The following is a 21,252-nucleotide window of genomic DNA, read 5'->3' as shown; positions in this document are numbered from 1 at the left end:
ATGCAGCTGAGTGCATCTGAACTCATTCTTAATGCTGACAATAGTATATACCACCTTAATTTACTCCCCGAAGACCTGGCAGAGACTGTCATAGTTGTTGGCGACCAAAACAGGGTTCCATTAGTTTCCAAATATTTTGATACCCTTGAAATAGAAAAAGGAAAAAGAGAATTTATTACACATACGGGTACGCTTAACGGAACAAGGATTTCAGTTGTATCTACTGGTATAGGAACCGACAATATTGATATTGTCATGAATGAGTTGGATGCTTTGGTAAATATTGATTTCGAGACAAGAACTATAAAAGAAGACAAAACTAGCCTGGACATAGTCCGAATTGGCACTTCAGGCGGAATTCAACCGGATATAGAAACAGATTCCTTTTTATTAAGTGAATATGCCATTGGTTTTGACAATGTGCTTCATTTCTACGAGAGTGAACATATTCAACACCCTGAAATGCAACTTGCTTTTATAGATCATGCATCTTGGTCCGTTTTCAAGTCCATTCCTTATGTGGTGGAGTCAGATCTACAATTGACAGAAAAACTACGCTCAGACAGCGTTATATTAGGCTTCACAGGTACAAACGTTGGCTTCTATGGACCCCAGGGTCGAAGGCTACGCTTATTATTGGAAGATAATGATCTAAATTCCAAATTAAGTTCTTTTGAATACAATGGAATGAGAATCACTAATCTGGAAATGGAAACATCAGCAATTTATGGGCTTGCAAAATTAATGGGGCACAGAGCAGCATCAATGAACTGTGTACTAGCAAACAGAAGTACAGGCCAATTTTCCAGGGATCCTGTTAAAACTATTGATGCCCTTATTAAGTATACACTTGAAAAACTTACGGCCTATTGAAAACAATAAAGATCGTAGGCGTCCCGGAACACTTTAATTTTCCCTGGCTAATGGCTATAGAAGAAGGTGCGTTTAAAACAAGAGGAATAGACCTGGTATGGACAGATATCCCGGAAGGTACAGGAAAAATGAGTGCAATGTTAGAGAATGGTCAGGCAGAATTGGCCATTATTCTTACAGAAGGAATTGTGAAAAGCATTACTGAAGGTAACCCCGTAAAAATAGTACAAGAATATATTGCAACACCACTTCAATGGGGAATACATGTTGCGGCTAATAGTAAATACCAGACGGTAACAGATTTGGAAAATACCACGGCGGCCATCTCCAGATTTGGAAGTGGTAGCCACTTAATGTCTTTTGTAAATGCCCAAAATCAAGGTTGGGAAACAACTTCTTTAAATTTTGAGATTATTCATACCCTGGATGGGGCTATAGAAGCTCTTAAATCAGGAACTGCAGATTATTTTATGTGGGAACACTTTACAACAAAACCCATTGTTGATGCAGGGATATTCAGAAGATTAGAAGACTGCCCTACTCCATGGCCATGTTTTGTTATTGCTGCTACTGAATCATTTCTCATAAAGAATAAGGAGATTCTTAGCCATATTTTAGAAGTTATTAATCTTTACACATCAGAATTTAAACTTATTCCAAGTATTGACAGGACATTATCCAATAAATATGGGCAAGGGTTAGAAGATGTGCGTGAATGGTTAAGAATGACCCAATGGAGCCAGTCACAGTTAAGTGCGAAAACAATTGAGAATGTTCAGGATTATCTGTTTAAATTAGACTTGATAAGTAACAAACTTGAGGTTGATAAACTTATCACCAGTTTATAAGCTCTTTGCCCATCTTCTTTAATAATTCATTTGTTTTACTGAAATGCTTGTTACCAAACCAAAGACCCCTGTTCGCACTTAAAGGAGAGGGATGACCAGAGGTAAGAATATGATGTTTTGAAGTATCTATCAATGCGATTTTCTTTTTAGCAAATCCTCCCCATAACAAAAATACCAGTCCTTCCTTTTCGGCTGAAAGCTTCCGGATAACGGCATCAGTAAAAACTTCCCATCCCTTATTCTGATGACTGCCGGCGCTATTCGCTCTCACAGTAAGTGTAGCATTCAATAACAAAACACCCTGGTCTGCCCAATGTTCGAGGTTACCACTTTTTGGGTATGGTTTGCCGATATCCCTTTCTATTTCCTTAAAGATATTTATTAATGATGGGGGATGACGGATTCCATCTTTTACCGAAAAACAGAGACCATTGGCCTGATTAGGTCCGTGATAAGGATCCTGACCAATGATAACCACCTTAGTTGCTTCAAAATTTGAGTGGTCAAATGCAGCAAAAATTTTATTCCCCTTTGGATAACATATAGTTGAGGTATATTCATCTTTAACAAACCGCACAAGTGAATCAAAATAAGTTTGTTGGAATTCAGAATGCAGCTGACTCTGCCAGCTCGGATGAATGGAAACGTTCATTTAATACAGGGCTTATTACCAGCAGTAAAATTAAACCAATAATAACCACTTTACCAAATCATAAATAACATTCCAATCGGTCTGGAAAACTATTTGGAAGTCAAGGGTTCTGATTGTTGGAGGATGATTAACTCATTTTGCTGCTGCCGGTATTTTAAAGCTTCTATATACTCCGTTATTTTTTTTGTCTGGTATTGAGAATAAGCTCTGGTTGCCCAGTCCATTGCCACTACCAAATTATTGTTACGCTCATTTAAAATCGCCAGGTTATAGCAGGCTTTGCTACTTATTTTTGGGTCATTATTTTCCACCTCCTTTTTCCAAAGGTCCTCTGCGGCTTCCCAATCACCAGATAAGGTATAAATTTCAGCCTGTTCAAAACCTGGAGTACCGCGAACATAATAATCTCTGATAATACTATGCTCATAGGGTTGTAATCTGGCACCGTAGGAACTTCCTGTCTGTTCACTCTGCTCCACTATACTTTCCGTTCTGTCTTCTATTGCCTGCAGGGCCTCATAAGGATCGAGCCCCTTTGCTGTTGAAACAATCTGATTGTTAAAAGTAAATTCATCAATAAGAAGTTTACTCGAGGGGTCATAAATCCGCCATCCGTTTTCAATCAAGGTTTCAAGCGTAATCTGATGTGCAGCAACTTTTTCTTTTACACGCAGCAAATTTAGTTGCTCCATCGTGGTTTTTTTTAAAGAAACCCTGGTATCTGAATCATAATAAGCCATTGAAAAAATGGCATCAACCTCATATTTATGACATAAAGACTCAACTGTGTTCCAGTCTAAGTAGTTGCCGTAATTATTAAGATCTGCCTCATTTTGCACTATATCTGCCAGCAATATTATAGTGTCAAAACGCTTGTCACCTACAAGTTCATTATACAACCCACTTATTGCTGCGTCCCTTGCTTTTATGGCAAGTTGTTTATTTTCTCTGGAAATAAGCTGGTTTAGTCCGGTTTGCTCTTTCTCTTCCTTTAAATGTACCTTACCTCCTATAATTCCAACTCTTTTAATGGCATTTGAAAGAGAAACCTGAGCAGGCTCCATGGTCTGTATTTCAACATTCCTGGTTGTGCTGCAACTAACTATAATCATAAATAGAAACAGTAAGACAGTACTATTGTAATATCTTCTCATATAAACAGCTTTTATCCTTAGAATTATATTTAAATAGTTGTTCTATAGTTACTAAACACCTGTTTATATAGGATTATTGTCCTAAATGCTAAATTCAGTACGCTTTTAGACCAAACCTTTTTTAGAGTTATTCCATCGCATAAGGTTATTTTAACTCATGGTACAATAGAATTTTCAAAATCACCCCTATTCCATACCTTTGCCATCTGCAATTCTTAGTGATGCAAAAAATAGATAAAAAAACCTTACAAGATTTAGAGTTCCTATTGGTGTTACAACAACTGTCAGACCGCTGTAGTACTGAGCTGGGAAAGATAGGTGCTGAGGCTATTCAACCCATAGCCGGAAAAGAAGATCTCATGGAAGTATTAGGGCAAACCTCTGAATATCTGGCTTCTTTCAGTAATGACAATCGGATTCCTAATCACGGTTTTGATTCTATAAACAAAGAATTGCAGCTATTCAAAATAGAGAATACAACCTTGGAAATTTCGGGTTTTCGACGAATTGGCATTATCTGTATTACGGTGAATACCCATAAAAAGTTCTTTAAAAAATTTAAGGATTATTACCCCTTTCTATTTGCCAGTTCAGAACAAATAGAATCCAATTCCGAGATAACTTCGAATATAGATTTGGTTATCGATCGTTTTGGTGAGGTGAAAGACAATGCTTCTGGAGCATTAAAAGTAATACGCATGCAAATAAACCAGGTTAAGGGTAAAATTAATCAAAGTTTTGCTGTTGCCCTTAACACCTGTCAGTCTGCGGACTATTTGGACGAAATCCGCGAGTCTGTTGTAGAAAATCGGAGAGTGCTGGCGGTTAAGGCCATGTACAGGCGGAAAGTAAAAGGTACCGTAATGGGAACCTCCAAAACCGGAAGTATAGTTTATATAGAACCGGAAGCTTCGTTAAAAAATAGTAGAGAGCTAAATAACCTTGAATTTGATGAAAAAGAGGAGGTTCAAAGGATTCTTAATCAATTGACAAATCTGATCAGGCCTTACGAATATCTCCTGCGTGAATATCAGAGTTTTTTAACACAGATTGATATTACAGCTGCCAAGGCCAAATACGCAAGTGAAATGAATGCGTTATTACCTGAGATAAATTGGAATGGCAGGCTTTATTTGCGTGATGCTTTTCATCCCTTACTTTTTTTAACCAACAAAAGAAGTAGACAAAAGACATGGCCGCAGACCATTGAACTACATCCAGAGAAAAGGATAATTGTAATTTCCGGGCCCAATGCCGGAGGGAAAAGTATTACTCTAAAAACAATAGGATTACTTCAGGTTATGCTGCAAAGCGGGCTTTTGATTCCTGTTCACGAACGGAGTTCTTTATGTCTGTTTAAAAATATTCTTACAGATATAGGTGATAATCAATCTATTGAGAATCATCTCAGTACTTACAGTTACAGACTTAAGAATATGAATCGGTTTCTTAAGAAGTGTAATAAGGATACCTTATTCCTTATTGATGAATTTGGAACCGGAAGTGATCCTGAATTAGGTGGTGCTCTTGCAGAGGCTTTTTTAGAAGTCTTCTATGAGCGGGGAGCATTTGGTGTTATTACTACCCACTATGCCAATCTAAAGGCTTTAGCGGATGAATTACCACATACCACAAATGCGAATATGTTATTCAATTCCAAGACTCTTGAACCTACTTTTCAATTAGAATTAGGACAGCCCGGAAGCTCTTTTACTTTTGAAGTAGCTCAGAAGAATGGGATCCCATATAACTTAATAAACAAAGCTAAGAAGAAGGTTGAACGGGGGAAATTGCGGTTTGATGCAACCATTGCCAAAATGCAAAAAGAGCGGAGTAAAATGGCTCAAACTGGCACCAGGCTTCAGGAAGAAGAATCCAAAGCCAGGGATGAAGCAATGAGGTTGGAAAAACTGAATGCCAAAGTAAAATCGAAGTTGGAGAATTATCAGGAATTGTATGACCATGACCAGAGAATGATCCATTTGGGTAATAAAGTAAATACTATTGCCGAGAAGTATTTTCAGGATAAAAAGAAACGTATTCTGGTTTCCGAACTTATAAGAATCGTGGAGACTGAAAATAGTAAACGCAAGAAAAAGTCTGCTGCTCAGGCCAAAATGGAGCGACAAAAAAAGGTTGAAACAGCTCAGGAAGTACAGAAAGAGGTAAAAGTTATTCGTGAGAAAAAGAAGGTAGAAAAGAAAAAGGCAGGTTTAAAAGAGAAAAATAAACCGAGACCAGTTTTTAAGATTGGAGACCGGGTTAGACTGTTTGAGGGCAGGGCAATTGGCAGCATTGACAAGCTCGAAAAAAATAAAGCTGTAGTGAATTACGGAATGTTTACCACCAATGTAAGTGTGGATCAATTGGAATTGGTTGAAGTTAAAAAGTAACTATTAACAGTCATTCCTAGGAAAATGAAATTTATAATTGCCTTCGAATTGATTTTTAATCAAATCTTCAATGGTATGTGGGCTAAAGAATTTCTTAAAGACATTATAAAACATCTCGGAATCTAATTATTAGGCTTTATTTTTGATTTGTGACATCACAAGAGGATAAAAAAATTATATTGTTCGATGGCGTTTGCAACCTTTGCAATAGTGCCATTCAATTTGTCATTAAGCGTGATAAAAAAAACGTCTACAAGTTTGCCGCGTTGCAAAATGATGTAGCTACATTGCTTCTTCATGAAAGGGGAATTGATTCCTCACAAATAGATTCAATCATTCTCATTGATCCTAATATTGCCTATTATACTAAATCAACTGCAGCTTTGGAGATTGGCAAGTCTTTTGGAGGTGCTTGGCGTCTGTTAGGTATTTTTCAATGGATTCCAAAACCCATAAGGGATTGGATCTATGATTTTGTAGCAAAAAATAGGTATAGCTGGTTTGGAAAACAAAATGAATGTATGGTACCTACCCCGGAGCTAAAAGCAAAATTTCTGGATTAAGCTATTTTAGATTATTCAATATAAAATCTAGAGTGGCATTGGTGCTTAGTTTTTCTGTAAAAGCGAGATTATTGAAACTTATGGGCTGCGCCAGGCCTAAGTCTTGCAAGTATTTAATTTGATCAACGTTGTTTAATGCTACTTTTCCGGTAAGTAGAATATCCATTGACTCATTACTTTTATATCGTCTGTAGACTTTTTTTAACCCACTTAAGTATAACCTATCTTTGGTAAACCCACCTCCTCTGTGGGCTCTTAAGGTTATTGAAAAGGCATCATTTCTGTTCAGTTTGTATTGATTATGTATTAGATCGAAGGTATCAGCAAAACTATAACCCTTAATTAAACTATCTGATGCTAAAACTCTATACGCCAATTCTTTGAGTCTTTTTATTGTTAGTGCTCCGCTCATATATTCACTAAAAACAGCCAGCCCTTCCTGGGTTTCGACATTCTTGGGAAACCCGTTGGAAAATATTTTTAATGGTTGAAGTGCAGCATTAAACGTAGTAACCAGGTGCACCCCAATTTCATGATTGGCTAATGTAAGCAGTTGGTTTTGGCTAAATCTCGCATTTCGCTTTATAAGTAATGTTTTGGTTGCATTACTTACCATGGCATCAGCAGCTATATGCGTCGCATATTTAATATTTACAGGAAATTCATAGGTTGTGGCAAAATCTTCAAAATACGCTTTTGCCTCTTCTGTGGAAAAAACTTTTTCCATATCTGCAGAAGCAGGTTCATCATCAAAATGTAGTATGAATTTAGCATTCTGAACATCCTTCTCTGTAGGAGTTCCATATATGTTGAGCGAATTGTAATAAAACTCTTTCCCTTTGCCAATTGTTTTGATGCATTGCACCATATTGGCATAATAATAAATAATGTCGGTATATAAATTCTTTAATTCAGGATCCTGAATGCGCTCTAATCTTTGTGCATAAAATAAGCGATGAAGCTTATAGGGATCGAACTTTAATTTTGGGTATTTAAATTCGGGATCATCTATATATTTTGAAGCAAAAAACTTATGTTTTTCCTTTTCGATATTTAGTGGATTTACATAGCTGAGTAACTCGATACTCCTTATCAACCGATCGAGGTTGTCATCCACTTCCACTAAATCAGGGTACTTGTACTGAATTGCCAGGCGATGGTCTTCCGTAATCATAAATCTTTTTCGTGAAATTCTTTAGCCTGCAAAGGTACTAATTCTTTTAATTGCAACTCTACAGAACGTACTACTTCGGGATAAATAATAGCAGTGAGCTCATCACAATACACCTTTGCAATTTCTGTCGCCAAAACAAGGGTATTATTAAAAGTTGTTGTTATATATTTAAGAAAAAAACCATTTCCCTGAAAGGTGTCGTTAATTTTGCAATCCGATTTTATATTATTAGGTAATTTCATTGCACCCAGCTTTTGTTGCCAGTCTGTAACAATACTGCCAAAACGTCTGTTGTCAATGTTGCTGGTTCCAAGGTTCCAGGTAGGCACTTGCCTGTCCCAGCGTTTCCAGTTATAACTATGCATATCAAAAACTATGGCCTTGCCGTATTTCTTTTCAATTTGGTAAATGAGTGCGTGAACAACATTATAGAACGATGCGTGTTTACGCATACTAAGATCATATTCTTTTGCAGATAATGGTGTTTTCCATAACTGCTTTCCCCAGGCATCGGCATAGATGGCCCCGTCAGGAGGACGATTAAGATCATATTCAAATCTGCTATCACAACCCGATATGACAATAGGATGCGATTCTACCATTTCCCTGGTGCATGGATCTTCTTCGAACCATCGGTCATATTCGGTATGGAGACAATTATCCCAAAGTGATTTTCTGAACTGATGCCCATTGTGGACCGCAGCACAGATGTACGGGGCGTATTCACTTATTTTTAAAGTAAAAGAATAATCTTCAGAAACCGCCTCAAATGGGGTTTCAGATTCAATATTTGAAATAATTTCGGCAACTGAGAGCTTAAGCATTCTCAACCTCATTTCGCAATCTGGAACGTCTATCAAATGCCTGTAATTTGTCTACCACCTTGCTTTCTACAAAGTCTATTATCTTTGACTGAATTTTGGTTTTATAGACCTTATTCATATAGGTTATCCCACCGGGGGACATAACATTTACTTCAACTAATTTACCGCCTATAACATCGATTCCTACAAAAAATAGTCCATCCTTCACCAGTTTAGGTCCTATCTGTTTACAAAGGGCTTTTTCTTGTTTTGTAAGTGTATGCTTGGCAACTGAACCGCCTGCCGAAACATTGGAGCGATGATCATCAGACCCAGGAATGCGTCTCATTGCTCCAATGGGTTCTCCATTTAAGATCAGTATTCTTACATCACCCTGATCTGCACCTTCAATATATTCCTGAAGAATAACATAATTGGATGAACCATCGGAACTGGTAACATAAAAATCCAAAAGCGACTTTATATTTGACATTGCTGATTTTTCAATCAGGATAACTCCCGAACCCCCAAAGCCATTTAATGGCTTTAAGATCATTTTATCAGCTTTGGATTCTTTAACCTGCTTTACCAGATAATTCTTATTCTTGGAAACATGGGTGACTGGAATTATATTACTATGACTATCACCAAAGGCAGCGGTGTACAGTTTGTTGTTCGCCTCCCTTAAACCCTGCAGGGAATTTACAATGAACACATCATCCTTTACGGAATCTAAGAAATTCAGCATAATTGGGTCCAGTGGCGGATTGGCTCTCATGAAAATAACATCAAAACCAGCCAATGGCAGCATATCCTCCCTTATTTCTGCCTGTTTATAAAAGGACTTCAGATTTCCGGGTACTTTCTCCATTCTCCCTAAAACAGTACAAAAAGCATTGGTAACACTATTCCGAATTGTGAGATTCGCAGGAGTACACAAAGCTACGCCGTGATTTCGTTTAACGCATTCGTGAATTAACGCAAGGCTTGTATCATTCTCAGGATCAATCTCCTCCCAAGGATACATAAGAAAACAAATATTCATGGGTATAGTTTTAAATTTATTTTACTTCTTCATAAAATTCATCCCAGTCCTCTATATGGGGTTTACCTAATTTACCGACAGATTTGGCAACAACCATGGCAACGGTTGCATCTCCGGTAACATTTATAATAGTTCTGCACATATCCAAAGGCCGGTCTACTGCAAAAATAAGTGCCAGACCAATAGCCAGTTTATCTGATGGGAAACCAATAGATTCCAGAACAATTACAAGCATTACCATCCCTGCTCCGGGTACAGCCGCTGATCCAATCGATGCCAGTAAGGCTGTGAGAACAATAGTTAATTGCCCCCCAAGGGTCAGATCAAAACCAAGAGCCTGAGCGATAAAAACAGCCGCAACACCCTGATATAAACTTGTGCCATCCATATTGATAGTGGCCCCTACCGGGAGTACAAAACTAGACACCTCTTTGTCTACACCTATATGCTCCTCTACTCTTTCCATTGTAACAGGAAGTGTAGCCGCACTCGAACTTGTAGAAAATGCCAATAGCTGTGCCGGACTAATCTCCTTCAAAAACCAGAAAGGATTCTTCTTTGTATAAATAGACACTACAAGGGTGTAAAAAACAATCATTAAAAAAAGCCCTAAAACCACTACTCCGGCATATTTCAATAACGCCAGTAATAGATCCGGGTCGCCGGAAGAAGCAACAACATTGGCTAATAATGCAAATACCGCAAACGGCGCGGTTAGCATAATTAAATCTACCATTTTTAGAACAACATAATTTAATGAATCAAAAAACTTCTTCAGCGGTTTAGCTCTTTTTTCACCTATTAATAACAAAGATATGCCCAGGAAAATGGTAAAAAATATAACCTGTAACATCAATCTGTTATCACTCATGGCACCAAATGCATTATCGGGCACCATATCTTCTAAAAATTGCAGAGGCCCTACTTCTTTTCGCCTGGAAGCTTCTTCCAGTTTTGAAGTAACACCACTATCTGAAGCATAGGTCTCTGTTAATTTTGTAATTGTTTCTTCTGAAATGCCCTCGCCTGGTTGCAAAATATTAACCAAAACCAATCCGATAGTAATGGCAATAATTGTTGTGCATATATAAATGGCTATTGTTCGAAGTCCTATTCTTTTAAATTTTGAAATATCCTTTAAATCAGAAATCCCTTTAACTAAGGACGCGAGTATAAGAGGAATTGCAATTAGTTTAAGTAATTTAACGAATATAGTCCCAAAAGGGTTAATCCAATCCTGCACGAAACCACGACCCCATTCAATATAAGTCATTGCGAAGCCAAAAAGAAGGCCAAGGATCATCCCTATGAGGATTTGCCAATGCAATTCCAGTTTCTTCATATAAAAAGTTTAGGTTAGAAAGATAGTATTTTGATAGGAAAACCCCTAAAAAAGCAAGTTTATAATTTAATGGTTCTGTTTAGTAGTGTGAAATCCGCAAGTACCAATGCCGCCATTGCTTCTACTATTGGCACCGCTCTTGGTACCACACAGGGATCATGTCTGCCTTTACCCTGAGTTTTGACCATGTTCCCATCTTTATCAATAGTTTCATAAGACTGAATAACAGTAGCAACTGGTTTAAAGGCTACGTTAAAATAAATGTCCATACCATTGCTTATGCCCCCCTGTATTCCGCCACTGTTATTGGTAATCGTGGTGCCATCTGCTCTAAATTGATCATTATGAACACTTCCTTTCATTTTGACCCCTTCAAAACCGCTACCATATTCAAACCCTTTAACTGCGTTAATAGATAACATAGCCTTGCCAAGATCGGCATGAAGCTTATCAAAAACAGGTTCTCCCAGTCCAATAGGGACATTCTTTACTACACAGCTAATAATCCCGCCAACAGTATCTCCTTCCTTTCGGATTTCTTTAATATAAGATTCCATCCTGGTCGCTGTATCCGGATCCGGACATCGCACGGCATTGCTTTCAGTTAATTTTAAATCCAGTTCTGAATAGGGTTTTTCAAGTCGAAGAGAACCAACTTGAGAAACAAAGGCATTAATACTAATCCCATTTAAAAATTGTTTAGCGATTGCACCTGCAACCACGCGGCTGGCTGTCTCGCGAGCAGAACTCCTGCCCCCTCCTCTATAATCTCTAAAACCATATTTTTTATCATATACATAATCCGCATGAGAAGGGCGATATGAGTCCTTTATATGAGAGTAGTCTTTTGATTTTTGATTTGTATTATAAATCGCAAAACCAATAGGTGTGCCCGTAGTCTTTCCTTCAAAAATACCGGAATAAAAAACCACTCTATCCGGCTCTTTACGCTGGGTGACTATGGCCGACTGGCCGGGCTTTCTTCTATCCAGCTCATTTTGAATTGCTTCCATATCCAGAATTATTCCAGATGGGCATCCATCCAAAACTCCCCCGATGGCTTTACCGTGTGATTCACCAAAAGTAGTGAGTTTAAAAAGTGTTCCAAACGTATTACCAGCCATAAATTAGGGTCTATCCAATATCCAATTAAGAGTTAAAACTCCATCTATTACCAGCCAAAGATAGATGTTAAATGAACGGAATCCAAAACGCTTGTCCAGTTAATATTAAGGTAACAAATGGCTGTTTATCTGTGTAAAACTTAACCTTGACATTATACATTAATGACTTTAACTTAAAATAATATTATACCAATGGGCCTAATTTTGCAATAAAGTAATTCTTTATCCTTTGAAGAAGCGGAATATAGATGTAGTGGTAATATCTGATGTGCACTTAGGTACCTTTGGCTGCCATGCAGAAGAATTAATGGCTTATTTAAGCAGCATAAAACCTAAAAAATTAATTCTGAATGGGGATATTATTGATATCTGGCAATTTAACCAGCACTACTTTCCTGCCTCCCATTTGAGGATTCTCAAAAAAATTATAAGTATGGCTTCCAAGGGTACCGAAGTCATTTACATTACCGGTAATCATGATGAGATGTTGCGTAAGTTTAGCAATACGTATGTAGGAAACTTTAGTATTCATGACAAATTAGTTTTAAACTTAGACGGGAAAAAAGCCTGGTTTTTTCATGGAGATGTTTTTGATATTTCCATTCTACACGCAAAGTGGCTTGCTAAACTGGGGGGATATGGTTACGATATCCTGCTCCGTTTAAATAGACTTATAAATTGGTTTTTAACTAAACTCGGGAAAGAAAAATATTCACTTGCAAAAAAAATTAAAAATAGCGTTAAAAAAGCTATAAAATATATCGACAATTTTGAGAGAACGGCAATAGAAACTGCAATAGCCAAGGGTTATGACTATGTGATATGCGGACATATTCACCAGCCCAAAAAGGAAATACTTGAGACAAAGAATGGCAAATGTACTTATCTTAATTCCGGTGATTGGGTTGAAAACCTCACTGCTTTGGAATATTCATTTAAGCGTTGGAAAATCTATAACTACAGCTATGACAAACTTTCTCCCTTTTATGCTGATGAGGAATTAAAGTCAATGGAATTAAACGAATTAATTAGCTCCCTCGAAATGAAACCGGTCTCAAAACAACAACTTGCGGGAAAAAAAGACAAATCAATTGATGCGTAATGCCTTTTTTAAAATAGTTACGGGGTGTAGGGCTTGTCTTCCAGTACCATCAAATATCTGATGTCTGCAGCTGGTTCCGTTAGCGGCAATAATTACGTTATCATCAGATTTTCTTATTGATGGAAAGAGTTTTAACTCGCCAATTTGCATGCTTGTATTATAATGATCCTTTTCATAGCCAAAGGATCCCGCCATGCCGCAACAGCCGGACGCTATGATACTAACCTTATAATTTTCCGGAAGATTTAATATATCAAAAGTCACTTTTTGATTAGAAAGTGCCTTTTGATGGCAATGATTGTGAATTTTAATTGTAGCAGCCGACCTTGTAAACTGTTCTTTATGTATAGTTCCATTTTTTATCTCATTGGACAGGAATTCCTCAATTAGGAAGGATGCAGAAGCAATTGCTTCAACTTTTTCCGTTTCAAAATGAAACCTTTTGTATTCATCTCTGAAGGTCAGAATTGCAGATGGTTCTATTCCCAGAATTGGTATACCATGTTTTGCATATTCATACAGTTCCTCTATATTTTTAGCTGCCAGTTTTTTAGCCTCTTTCAAAAACCCTTTTGAAATAAATGTTCTACCACTTTCGGCGTGAATGAGACTTACTTCATACCCTAATCCGCATAACAAGTCTATTGCGTCCTTGCCTACCTCAGCATCCAGGTAATCAGTGAATTCATCAATATATAAAATAATTTTTTTTTCTTTATTAACTAATTGTTTATAAGTCTTTTGAAGATATTTATTTAAATTAATATTTGAAACATTAGGCAAGGTTCTTTCAGTCGCTATTCCTGAAATTTTCTTGATCATATTACCCAACATTTGGGAATTATAAATCGTATTCGTTATTTTGGGAACTATACTTCCCAAAGCATTCAGCCTGGTGTTATATGCAAATAGTTTATTCCTGAAACTATATCCGTTTGTCACCTGATATTGATATAGAAATTCAGATTTTAAGGTGGCAACATCGACATTACTGGGGCATTCACTGGCACATGCTTTACAACTTAAACAGAGGTCGAATACCTCTTTTAATTCATAAGAATTAAATCGGTTTATCTCAGCGGAATTTGTTAGTACTTCTCGAAGTAAATTTACACGTCCTCTGGTCGTATCTTTTTCATTCTTTGTCGCATGATAACTCGGACACATCCCCCCCGCAGCTTTATGGGTTTTCCTGCAATCTCCGCTTCCATTACATTTTTCTGCAGCTTTTAATATTCCCTCACTGTCTGAGAAGTCCAAAAGGGTATTGATATCAGGTTCAAGTCGATCTATTTCGTACCGCAAAGATTCATCCATAGGATAGGCGTCCACTATTTTCCCAGGATTAAAAATATGGTCAGGGTCAAAATATGATTTTATTCTGGTAAGCAGTTTATAATTCTCATCACCAATCATCATAGGAATAAATTCTGCCCTGACAATTCCATCGCCGTGTTCTCCACTAAATGACCCTCCAAATTTTTTGGTGAGTTTAGCTACATCTGTAGTGATTGCCCTGAAAAGTGAAACATCATCAGCCTGTTTTAAGTTTAGAATTGGTCTTAAATGGAGTTCGCCCGCACCTGCATGAGCGTAATAGACAGCATCCTGACCATAATCTTTCATAATCTGTGTGAATTCTCCAATGAAATCATTCAGATCATCTAAAGAAACCGCGGTGTCTTCTATACAGGCTACGGCCTTCCTATCCCCCACCATATTTCCCAAAAGACCAAGACCTGCTTTTCTTAATGCAATGGCTTTAGTAATATCGTTCCCTTTCAGAATAGGATTAGCATAGCTCAGTCCGGAGCTTTTTATCGTTTTTAGGAGTTTTTGTAAATTTCCTTCAAGACCTTCTTCAGATTCATCTTTCAATTCTAACATAAGCAAGGCTGCCGGATCGCCTTCAACAAAAAATCGGTTGGATAACTGCTCTCTATTATTTTTAGTACAATCTAAAATCACTTTATCCATCATTTCGCACAGGTGCAAATTGTGCTTCATAACAGGAACTACATCCTGAAGGCAATCTTCAAGGGTTTTATAGTGGGTAACAACCATAGCGGCAATTGGAGGGGGGCTATCATCTAATTGCAAAGTGATTTCCGTTGTAAAAGCAAGTGTTCCTTCGCTCCCACTTAGTAGTTTAGAAATATTAATTTCATCCTCAGGGCCACCAAAAAGGTTGCTAAGCAATAATTCATCTACTGCGTAACCGGTATTTCTTCTATGAATACTGCTTTTTGGAAATTCTTGCTTAATATTTTGCTGTATTTTTTTATTTTGCAACTCGGTAAATAATTCCCTGTATATAGTTCCTTCAAGGGAATTTAAACTCATTTTTTTTCTATATTCTGATGGTGTAACAGATTTAAAGGTAGCCTGGGAACCATCTGAAAGTATTGTTTTTAAAGAAATAATTTTATCGCGTGTTACCCCATATTGAATAGATGTTGTCCCACTCGAATTATTTCCCACCATACCTCCAATCATACAGCGGTTAGAGGTTGATGTATTTGGTCCGAAAAACAAACCATGCTCTTTGAGATATTCATTTAGTTCATCTCTGATTACCCCCGGCTGAACTGTAACAGTTTTTCCCTCTGCATCTAATTGTAGAATTTTAGTCAGATGTTTGGATACGTCAACAACTATTCCATCTCCAACGCATTGTCCTGCTAATGATGTGCCGGCGGTTCTCGGTATTAGCCCAATGCAGTGTTGCTTAGCAAAATGAACCAGTTTTACAATGTCATTTTCATCTTTGGGAAAGGTTACAGCCATTGGCACTTTTCTGTATACAGAGGCATCAGTTGCATACAGGGCTCTGGAAAGCTTATCAATATGTATAGTACCTTCCAGGTCACTACTAAGATCTATTAAAAGATTTTTATCCAATCTTGAACAATTTTAGTTGCAAAATTAAGTTTTTATTAGCTGAGAGTGATTTTAAACCTAAACTAAAATCAGAACATATGAAAATTTTAAATCCGGTTTTATTACTAACATGTCTTTTTACAATTACAATTAGTGCACAAGAAATTTCTGATAACGCCATTGGCCTTCGCCTGGGGGACAGTGATGGATTTGGTGCAGAAATATCATATCAAAGATTACTGAGCAGATATCACAGATTGGAATTAAATCTGGGTTGGAGAGACAGCAGGGAGTATGATGCTTTTAAAGTAACTGGGCTTTACGAATGGGTACGCCATATAGATGGTAATTTTAACTGGTTCTATGGTGCGGGCGCGGGATTTGGAAGTGCAAGTTTTGAACCGGTTCCTGATGATGTCACTCCCGATGGCGGTTTTTTTGTTTTAGTAGCAGGAAATGTAGGCGTAGAATATAATTTTGATATCCCACTGCTATTATCATTTGACATAAGACCTGAACTGGGTATTTTGGGATATAATGACTTTTCAGATAATTTTGACTTTGATGTTGCATTGGGAATCCGTTATCAGTTCTAAAACAACATTTTATTAGTACAGATGTCCTTAACATAACCTTATGTATAAGGACTTTTTTTATTCTGCTTTATATAATTACCTTTGCCCAGCTTATTTAAAAAACGATGAAAAAATACTTTTTTACAGCATTGCTATTCGGGATACTTATAGCATGTAACACTACTCCCGATGGATTTAAACTGGAAGGCACACTTAGTGGTGAAGTGGACAACGGAACACAGGTCTTTCTTAAAAAAACTGATGACGCTAATCAGTTAATAGAAGTAGACACTACTACTATAGAAAACGGGAAGTATACATTTACTGGAACTTCAGCATTACCGGAGCTTCATTATTTATTAATAAACAAGGTGCGAGGTAATATTCCGGTAGTTCTTGAAAACGGTTCTATTGAGGTCAATGCACAAAAAGACAGTCTGGCTTTCGCCAAAATGAAAGGCACCTTACAAAATGATTTATTCGCTGATTTCCTGGAGGAATCAAGAAGTCTGGCTCGAAGGGCAAGATCGATGTCCGATGAAATGAGGAACGCTACTGCACAGCAGGATACTGCTTCTATGACATCTTTGAGGGATGAATACTTCGAATTACAGGAAGAAGCCAGGACTTTCGAAATTAAATTTGCCAAAGAACATCCAGAGGCGCTTATTTCGGCATTGATCATTGAAAAGGTCCTGGCAACCAAAGGACTTCCGGAAAATGAAATTAAGGAATTGTATGAGGCACTCACACCAACTATAAAAGAAACAGTTGTGGGCCAACGAATAAAAGATAAACTTGATAAACTTGTAAATACTTCGATTGGGTCTAAAGCACCAAATTTTACTGCACCTACCCCTTCTGGTGATGAATTAGCTTTGAATGATGTTTTAGGAAAAGTAACCATAGTAGATTTTTGGGCAGCCTGGTGTAAGCCATGCAGGGCAGAGAATCCTAATGTAGTTCAGGTTTATAATAAATACCATGACAAGGGTCTGAATATTCTTGGAGTTTCTTTAGACAGACGAGCAGAAGACTGGACTAAGGCTATTGAAGACGATGGTTTGGTCTGGAACCATGTTTCAAATATTCAATATTTTGATGAAATCGCAGAACTCTATAATGTTAAGGCAATCCCTGCAACATTCATCCTCGACGAAAATGGAGTTATAATTGCTAAAGATTTAAGAGGAGCGGCCTTAGAAAATAAAATTAGTGAACTCCTTCAGTAAAAAAAGGAAATTTTGTATAACAAAAAGCCCTGATGTTTTGAACATCAGGGCTTTTTCATTTAATCCAATAGTTCTTTAAAACTTATTCTGTACATCGTCGAATTCACCTTCTATGGTAACGTTATCCCCCATTTTAACTTCACCAAAAATATTGACCACAGAATCAGTACCTATAAATTCTATGGTAGATCCATCTTTTAAGTCTAAATCTCCATAAATGGTAAGATCTCCTTCTATTCGTAAAGTCGCACCTTCTTCAATTTTAATTTCTTTCCTTTTCCTATTTCTACCTACTAAAAGGTTGCCGTTCATTTCTAAAAGACCACTAACCATTTTAATATCTACATCATTAATGACCGTCCAGGAACCACACATTAATAAGGATCCTTCTACCTGGATAGAATTAAATCTCTTAGCACCCCTAAAGGCAATATCCTGACCATCATTAATAACTAATTTACTGGTCCCAATGTATTCAGGTAGCGTTGCACAGGTCGCCGCCAAACTTTGCGACAATCTATTGAGTTTTATGATCTGTAAACCTTCCGCTCCTGAAGCAGCAAAAGCATAATCCCCTTTAGATTCTACATAATTAACAGAACCATTAATCTGTATTACTCCGTAAGGTGCGGCAGAAGGGCCTCTATCTTCAGATAGTGAAAGCCCGGCACCACCATTGGCCATTAATATTATATCCTTGTTAAAAGCAACTGCATTATTAACCACATCTCCTGTTGCTGAGTTATTGGGGTCAATACTTATAGGAATGTACTGCAGCCGGGTACCTGAACTATATGAATATAATCCAACTCCCTTACTTCCTTCCGCTACAACAATTTTATCATCTATAAAATCAATCGTTCTTTTGGTATAATCACCAAAATCTGAACTGATTGCTATTTCTTTTTTAGTCTTTAAGTTATCATCCAATATTCGCAAACCGAAGCTCGCATCTAACAGAGCCACTTTATTGTTGCTAAATGCCAATGATCTTAGGTCCGAAAATAATTCCTCTTTTTTAACATCAAAGTCTTTTGTGTCATATATTGTAACAGATCCATCTTTTCCACTGGTTACATAAACTTCTTTTCCATCTACTTGCACATCTGTTGCATTATCACCAGGTTGGTAACCATAGAGTACGCCTGCACTTAAATCCATAGTACCTCCAGCATTGATTCTTATTTTAGTCACAAAAGAACTGGAAGAAGCAGTCAAAGACGCCTCTTTGTTTAGACCTCCAACTGCATATAAATATCCATCTGAATATTGTAATGAGTTAATATCAGAATTTAAATAGATTAGTCGCGAGGTTACCACGGGATTATGAGGGTCAGAAACATTTATAATATCAATGGCTCCAAAAAAATCTTCACCTGCTACATTATAAGAAACATATGCATAATCACCGTCAACATCAACATGTGTAGCAGTTAAAACAGTACTTCCACCATAGCTTGGTGGGTTTACCTGGGCGACAAGTGTAATCGGGTAATCTCCTGCTTCATCGGCTTTGGCCGCAGAGAATTGCTTATTTGTGTTTTGTTCATCTTCGAAAATATCCAGCACTCCGGAATTTTCGAAACTAATACTACCGCTTAACTCTACTAAATCGTTTTCCAGGACGAGATTCTCCTGCTGTTCGTCAACGAATACCGTAGTTTCATCGCTACAGGCCACAAAAAAGACCAATAGGGCCATAAGTGAATATGGGACTCTTTTAAACATAAGTAGGTATTTTAAATTAATTTGGGCAATTAACTAACGACAAAAGAACGAAAAAGGTATATAATACCAGGTATTTTTTCGTCGAACAGCAAAAATAAAACGATTACAAATTGAATTTCTCTGCACTATATCTAAGTTTTTAGTTATTTTTTGGTGTGCGAACGTTTAAATTTTACCCAATTTCTCAAGAATAAATAGAATTATAATTGGGATGGAAAGAAGGATCACCATAAAGGTATCGGTTATTATAAGGTCGGGTTTAAAAAGTAATGTTGTTGCATATCCTCCAATAGCGCCTCCAAAGTGAGCAGTATGTCCAATATTACCCAAGCGCTTTTTCATTCCATATATGGAGTATAACATATAGGCAAGACCCAAAATATATGCCGGGATAGGAATTGGTATAAACATAATTCCCAGCTGCATATCAGGTTGTAATAATATCGCTGCATATAATATCCCGGTTACAGCACCACTTGCGCCCACAGCGCTATAAAAAGGTTCATCTTTATGAAAAAACATGGCTAGTAAACTTCCAGCTATAAGGCTAATAAAATAAATAATTAAAAATTTTTCCCAGCCAAACCAGTTTATTACAACCGGGGCAAAGAAATATAGGGTAAACATATTCATGAAAAGATGGGAAATATCTACATGAAGAAATCCTGAAGTTACTATTCTATCTCTCTGCCCCGCCTTTATGGCACCTATTGCAAACTTATAGCGATCAAAAAACGCAACATCGCTAAAACCTTTTAGGGATATCAAAAGATTTACGGCCATTATTGCGATCGTTGCAAGATGCATATTCATAAAAATATCAATTTAATTAAGCGCCAAATATAGCTATATTTGCCCATATTTATTTTGCGCATGCAACTTCTTGTATATATTCTTGCCTATCCCTTTTTATTGTTCATATCTATACTCCCCTATAGGTACTTCTATTTTTTTTCCGATATAGTTTATTTTTTGGTATACCGTATTTCAGGTTACCGGAAAAAAGTGGTTTATAATAATTTAAGGCTCGTTTTCCCTAATAAAAGTGATAAGGAGATAAAAAAGATTCAAAAGGCGTTTTACAAACATATGTGCGATATGTTTCTGGAAACCATCAAAACCTTAAATATTAGTGAAGAAGAATTAAAAAAACGCTATGCCCTGCCCAATATTGATTTACTTCTTGAAGTGGAGAAAAAACGAAGTATTTTGGTTATGTTTCCTCATTATGGCAATTGGGAATGGAGTATCATCGTAAATCGTTATGTAAAGTCAAAAGGATTTGCTGTATATCAAAATATTGGTAATGTATATTTTGATCGATTGATAAAAAAAATCCGTGCAATATGGAGTACAACTCCTATTTCTCAGAGAGAAACGGTTATAACTATGGCACGTAATCATCAAAATGGTATTAAAGGAGTATATGGGATTGTAAGTGATCAATCTCCTCAGCCACACTTGGCGCAATACTGGACAAAATTCATGAATATAAAAGTACCTGTTTTTAATGGTCCTGAAGTACTGGCAAAAAAGTATGACCATGCTGTAGTTTTTGCCAAAGTATCTAAGGTTAAACGGGGGTATTATAAAACTGAATTTATACCAATTGCACTGGAAGGGAGTAAAACAGAAGAGCATGAAATCACCAATCAGTTCCTAAAGCTAACCGAGGAAGAAATTATCCAGAATCCCCAGTATTATCTTTGGACACACCGGAGATGGAAACACCGAGATAAAGTACCGGAAAAATATCTCTAATTC

The 21,252-nt window shown here is 37.1% G+C and carries 18 protein-coding genes; 8 read left to right on the top strand and 10 right to left on the bottom strand.

The annotated features are described in order from the left end of the window. Window positions 1-873 carry a nucleoside phosphorylase gene (locus ABJH90_RS02190; protein WP_348141935.1) on the top strand — a complete coding sequence of 291 codons (873 nt, stop codon included), beginning with the start codon at window positions 1-3 and terminating at the stop codon, window positions 871-873. Next, a complete protein-coding gene (locus ABJH90_RS02185) occupies window positions 870-1,721 on the top strand; it encodes a substrate-binding domain-containing protein (protein ID WP_348141934.1) in 852 nt (283 codons plus the stop codon). Before ABJH90_RS02190 ends, ABJH90_RS02185 begins: the two co-directional genes overlap by 4 nt. Here ABJH90_RS02185 and ABJH90_RS02180 read toward each other — a convergent pair. Next, window positions 1,708-2,373, bottom strand: a complete 666-nt coding sequence (locus ABJH90_RS02180) for a uracil-DNA glycosylase (protein WP_348141933.1) — start codon at window positions 2,371-2,373, stop codon at window positions 1,708-1,710. The genes ABJH90_RS02185 and ABJH90_RS02180 overlap by 14 nt on opposite strands. A gap of 89 nt (window positions 2,374-2,462) precedes the next feature. Then, complete coding sequence (locus ABJH90_RS02175) at window positions 2,463-3,527, bottom strand: DUF6340 family protein (protein WP_348141932.1); 1,065 nt, start codon at window positions 3,525-3,527, stop codon at window positions 2,463-2,465. Window positions 3,528-3,748: 221 nt separating this feature from the next. Here ABJH90_RS02175 and ABJH90_RS02170 point away from each other — a divergent pair, with 221 nt between their 5' ends. Beyond that, complete coding sequence (locus ABJH90_RS02170) at window positions 3,749-5,920, top strand: DNA mismatch repair protein MutS (protein ID WP_348141931.1); 2,172 nt, start codon at window positions 3,749-3,751, stop codon at window positions 5,918-5,920. Between the two features lie 149 nt (window positions 5,921-6,069). Next, window positions 6,070-6,483, top strand: coding sequence for a thiol-disulfide oxidoreductase DCC family protein (locus tag ABJH90_RS02165; RefSeq protein ID WP_348141930.1), 414 nt, complete (start codon window positions 6,070-6,072; stop codon window positions 6,481-6,483). A 1-nt stretch (window position 6,484) separates the two neighbouring features. Here ABJH90_RS02165 and ABJH90_RS02160 read toward each other — a convergent pair whose 3' ends face one another. The 5 genes from ABJH90_RS02160 to aroC are packed head-to-tail and all read right to left on the bottom strand — an operon-like array spanning window position 6,485 to window position 11,971. After that, complete coding sequence (locus ABJH90_RS02160; RefSeq protein WP_348141929.1) at window positions 6,485-7,657, bottom strand: flavohemoglobin expression-modulating QEGLA motif protein; 1,173 nt, start codon at window positions 7,655-7,657, stop codon at window positions 6,485-6,487. Further along, window positions 7,654-8,481, bottom strand: coding sequence for an N-formylglutamate amidohydrolase (locus tag ABJH90_RS02155; protein ID WP_348141928.1), 828 nt, complete (start codon window positions 8,479-8,481; stop codon window positions 7,654-7,656). Before ABJH90_RS02155 ends, ABJH90_RS02160 begins: the two co-directional genes overlap by 4 nt. After that, on the bottom strand, window positions 8,474-9,505 hold the full coding sequence (gene gshB / locus ABJH90_RS02150; RefSeq protein ID WP_348141927.1) for a glutathione synthase: 1,032 nt from the start codon (window positions 9,503-9,505) through the stop codon (window positions 8,474-8,476). Before gshB ends, ABJH90_RS02155 begins: the two co-directional genes overlap by 8 nt. A 16-nt stretch (window positions 9,506-9,521) precedes the next feature. Further along, window positions 9,522-10,847, bottom strand: coding sequence for a dicarboxylate/amino acid:cation symporter (locus ABJH90_RS02145; protein ID WP_348141926.1), 1,326 nt, complete (start codon window positions 10,845-10,847; stop codon window positions 9,522-9,524). Window positions 10,848-10,906: 59 nt separating this feature from the next. Continuing rightward, entirely contained in the window at window positions 10,907-11,971 is a 1,065-nt protein-coding gene (aroC, locus tag ABJH90_RS02140) for a chorismate synthase (protein ID WP_348141925.1), read from the bottom strand. A 229-nt stretch (window positions 11,972-12,200) separates the two neighbouring features. On the opposite strand from aroC, the gene ABJH90_RS02135 reads away from it, so the two are divergent. Next, on the top strand, window positions 12,201-13,073 hold the full coding sequence (locus ABJH90_RS02135; RefSeq protein WP_348141924.1) for a UDP-2,3-diacylglucosamine diphosphatase: 873 nt from the start codon (window positions 12,201-12,203) through the stop codon (window positions 13,071-13,073). Here the strand turns inward: ABJH90_RS02135 and ABJH90_RS02130 are convergent. Next, window positions 13,059-15,974, bottom strand: coding sequence for an FAD-linked oxidase C-terminal domain-containing protein (locus ABJH90_RS02130; RefSeq protein ID WP_348141923.1), 2,916 nt, complete (start codon window positions 15,972-15,974; stop codon window positions 13,059-13,061). The two genes, ABJH90_RS02135 and ABJH90_RS02130, sit on opposite strands and share 15 nt — an antisense overlap. Before the next feature lie 77 nt (window positions 15,975-16,051). On the opposite strand from ABJH90_RS02130, the gene ABJH90_RS02125 reads away from it, so the two are divergent. Beyond that, complete coding sequence (locus ABJH90_RS02125; RefSeq protein WP_348141922.1) at window positions 16,052-16,549, top strand: hypothetical protein; 498 nt, start codon at window positions 16,052-16,054, stop codon at window positions 16,547-16,549. A 104-nt stretch (window positions 16,550-16,653) separates the two neighbouring features. Next, window positions 16,654-17,760, top strand: a complete 1,107-nt coding sequence (locus ABJH90_RS02120; protein WP_348141921.1) for a TlpA disulfide reductase family protein — start codon at window positions 16,654-16,656, stop codon at window positions 17,758-17,760. A gap of 75 nt (window positions 17,761-17,835) precedes the next feature. Here ABJH90_RS02120 and ABJH90_RS02115 read toward each other — a convergent pair whose 3' ends face one another. Together ABJH90_RS02115 and ABJH90_RS02110 are read right to left on the bottom strand one after the other, a co-directional pair. Further along, entirely contained in the window at window positions 17,836-19,488 is a 1,653-nt protein-coding gene (locus tag ABJH90_RS02115; RefSeq protein ID WP_348141920.1) for a hypothetical protein, read from the bottom strand. Window positions 19,489-19,653: 165 nt separating this feature from the next. Continuing rightward, the gene (locus ABJH90_RS02110; RefSeq protein WP_348141919.1) at window positions 19,654-20,301 is read right to left on the bottom strand and encodes a rhomboid family intramembrane serine protease; all 648 of its coding nucleotides are present in this window, start codon (window positions 20,299-20,301) and stop codon (window positions 19,654-19,656) included. A gap of 60 nt (window positions 20,302-20,361) precedes the next feature. On the opposite strand from ABJH90_RS02110, the gene ABJH90_RS02105 reads away from it, so the two are divergent. Next, window positions 20,362-21,249 carry a lipid A biosynthesis acyltransferase gene (locus ABJH90_RS02105; protein WP_348141918.1) on the top strand — a complete coding sequence of 296 codons (888 nt, stop codon included), beginning with the start codon at window positions 20,362-20,364 and terminating at the stop codon, window positions 21,247-21,249. The last annotated feature ends 3 nt before the right edge of the window (window positions 21,250-21,252 follow it).

It is taken from the genome of Eudoraea sp., assembly GCF_039969275.1.
Lineage (GTDB): Bacteria > Bacteroidota > Bacteroidia > Flavobacteriales > Flavobacteriaceae > Eudoraea.
Note: the sequence above shows the minus strand (reverse complement) of the source record. Positions and strands in the feature narration are given on the sequence as shown.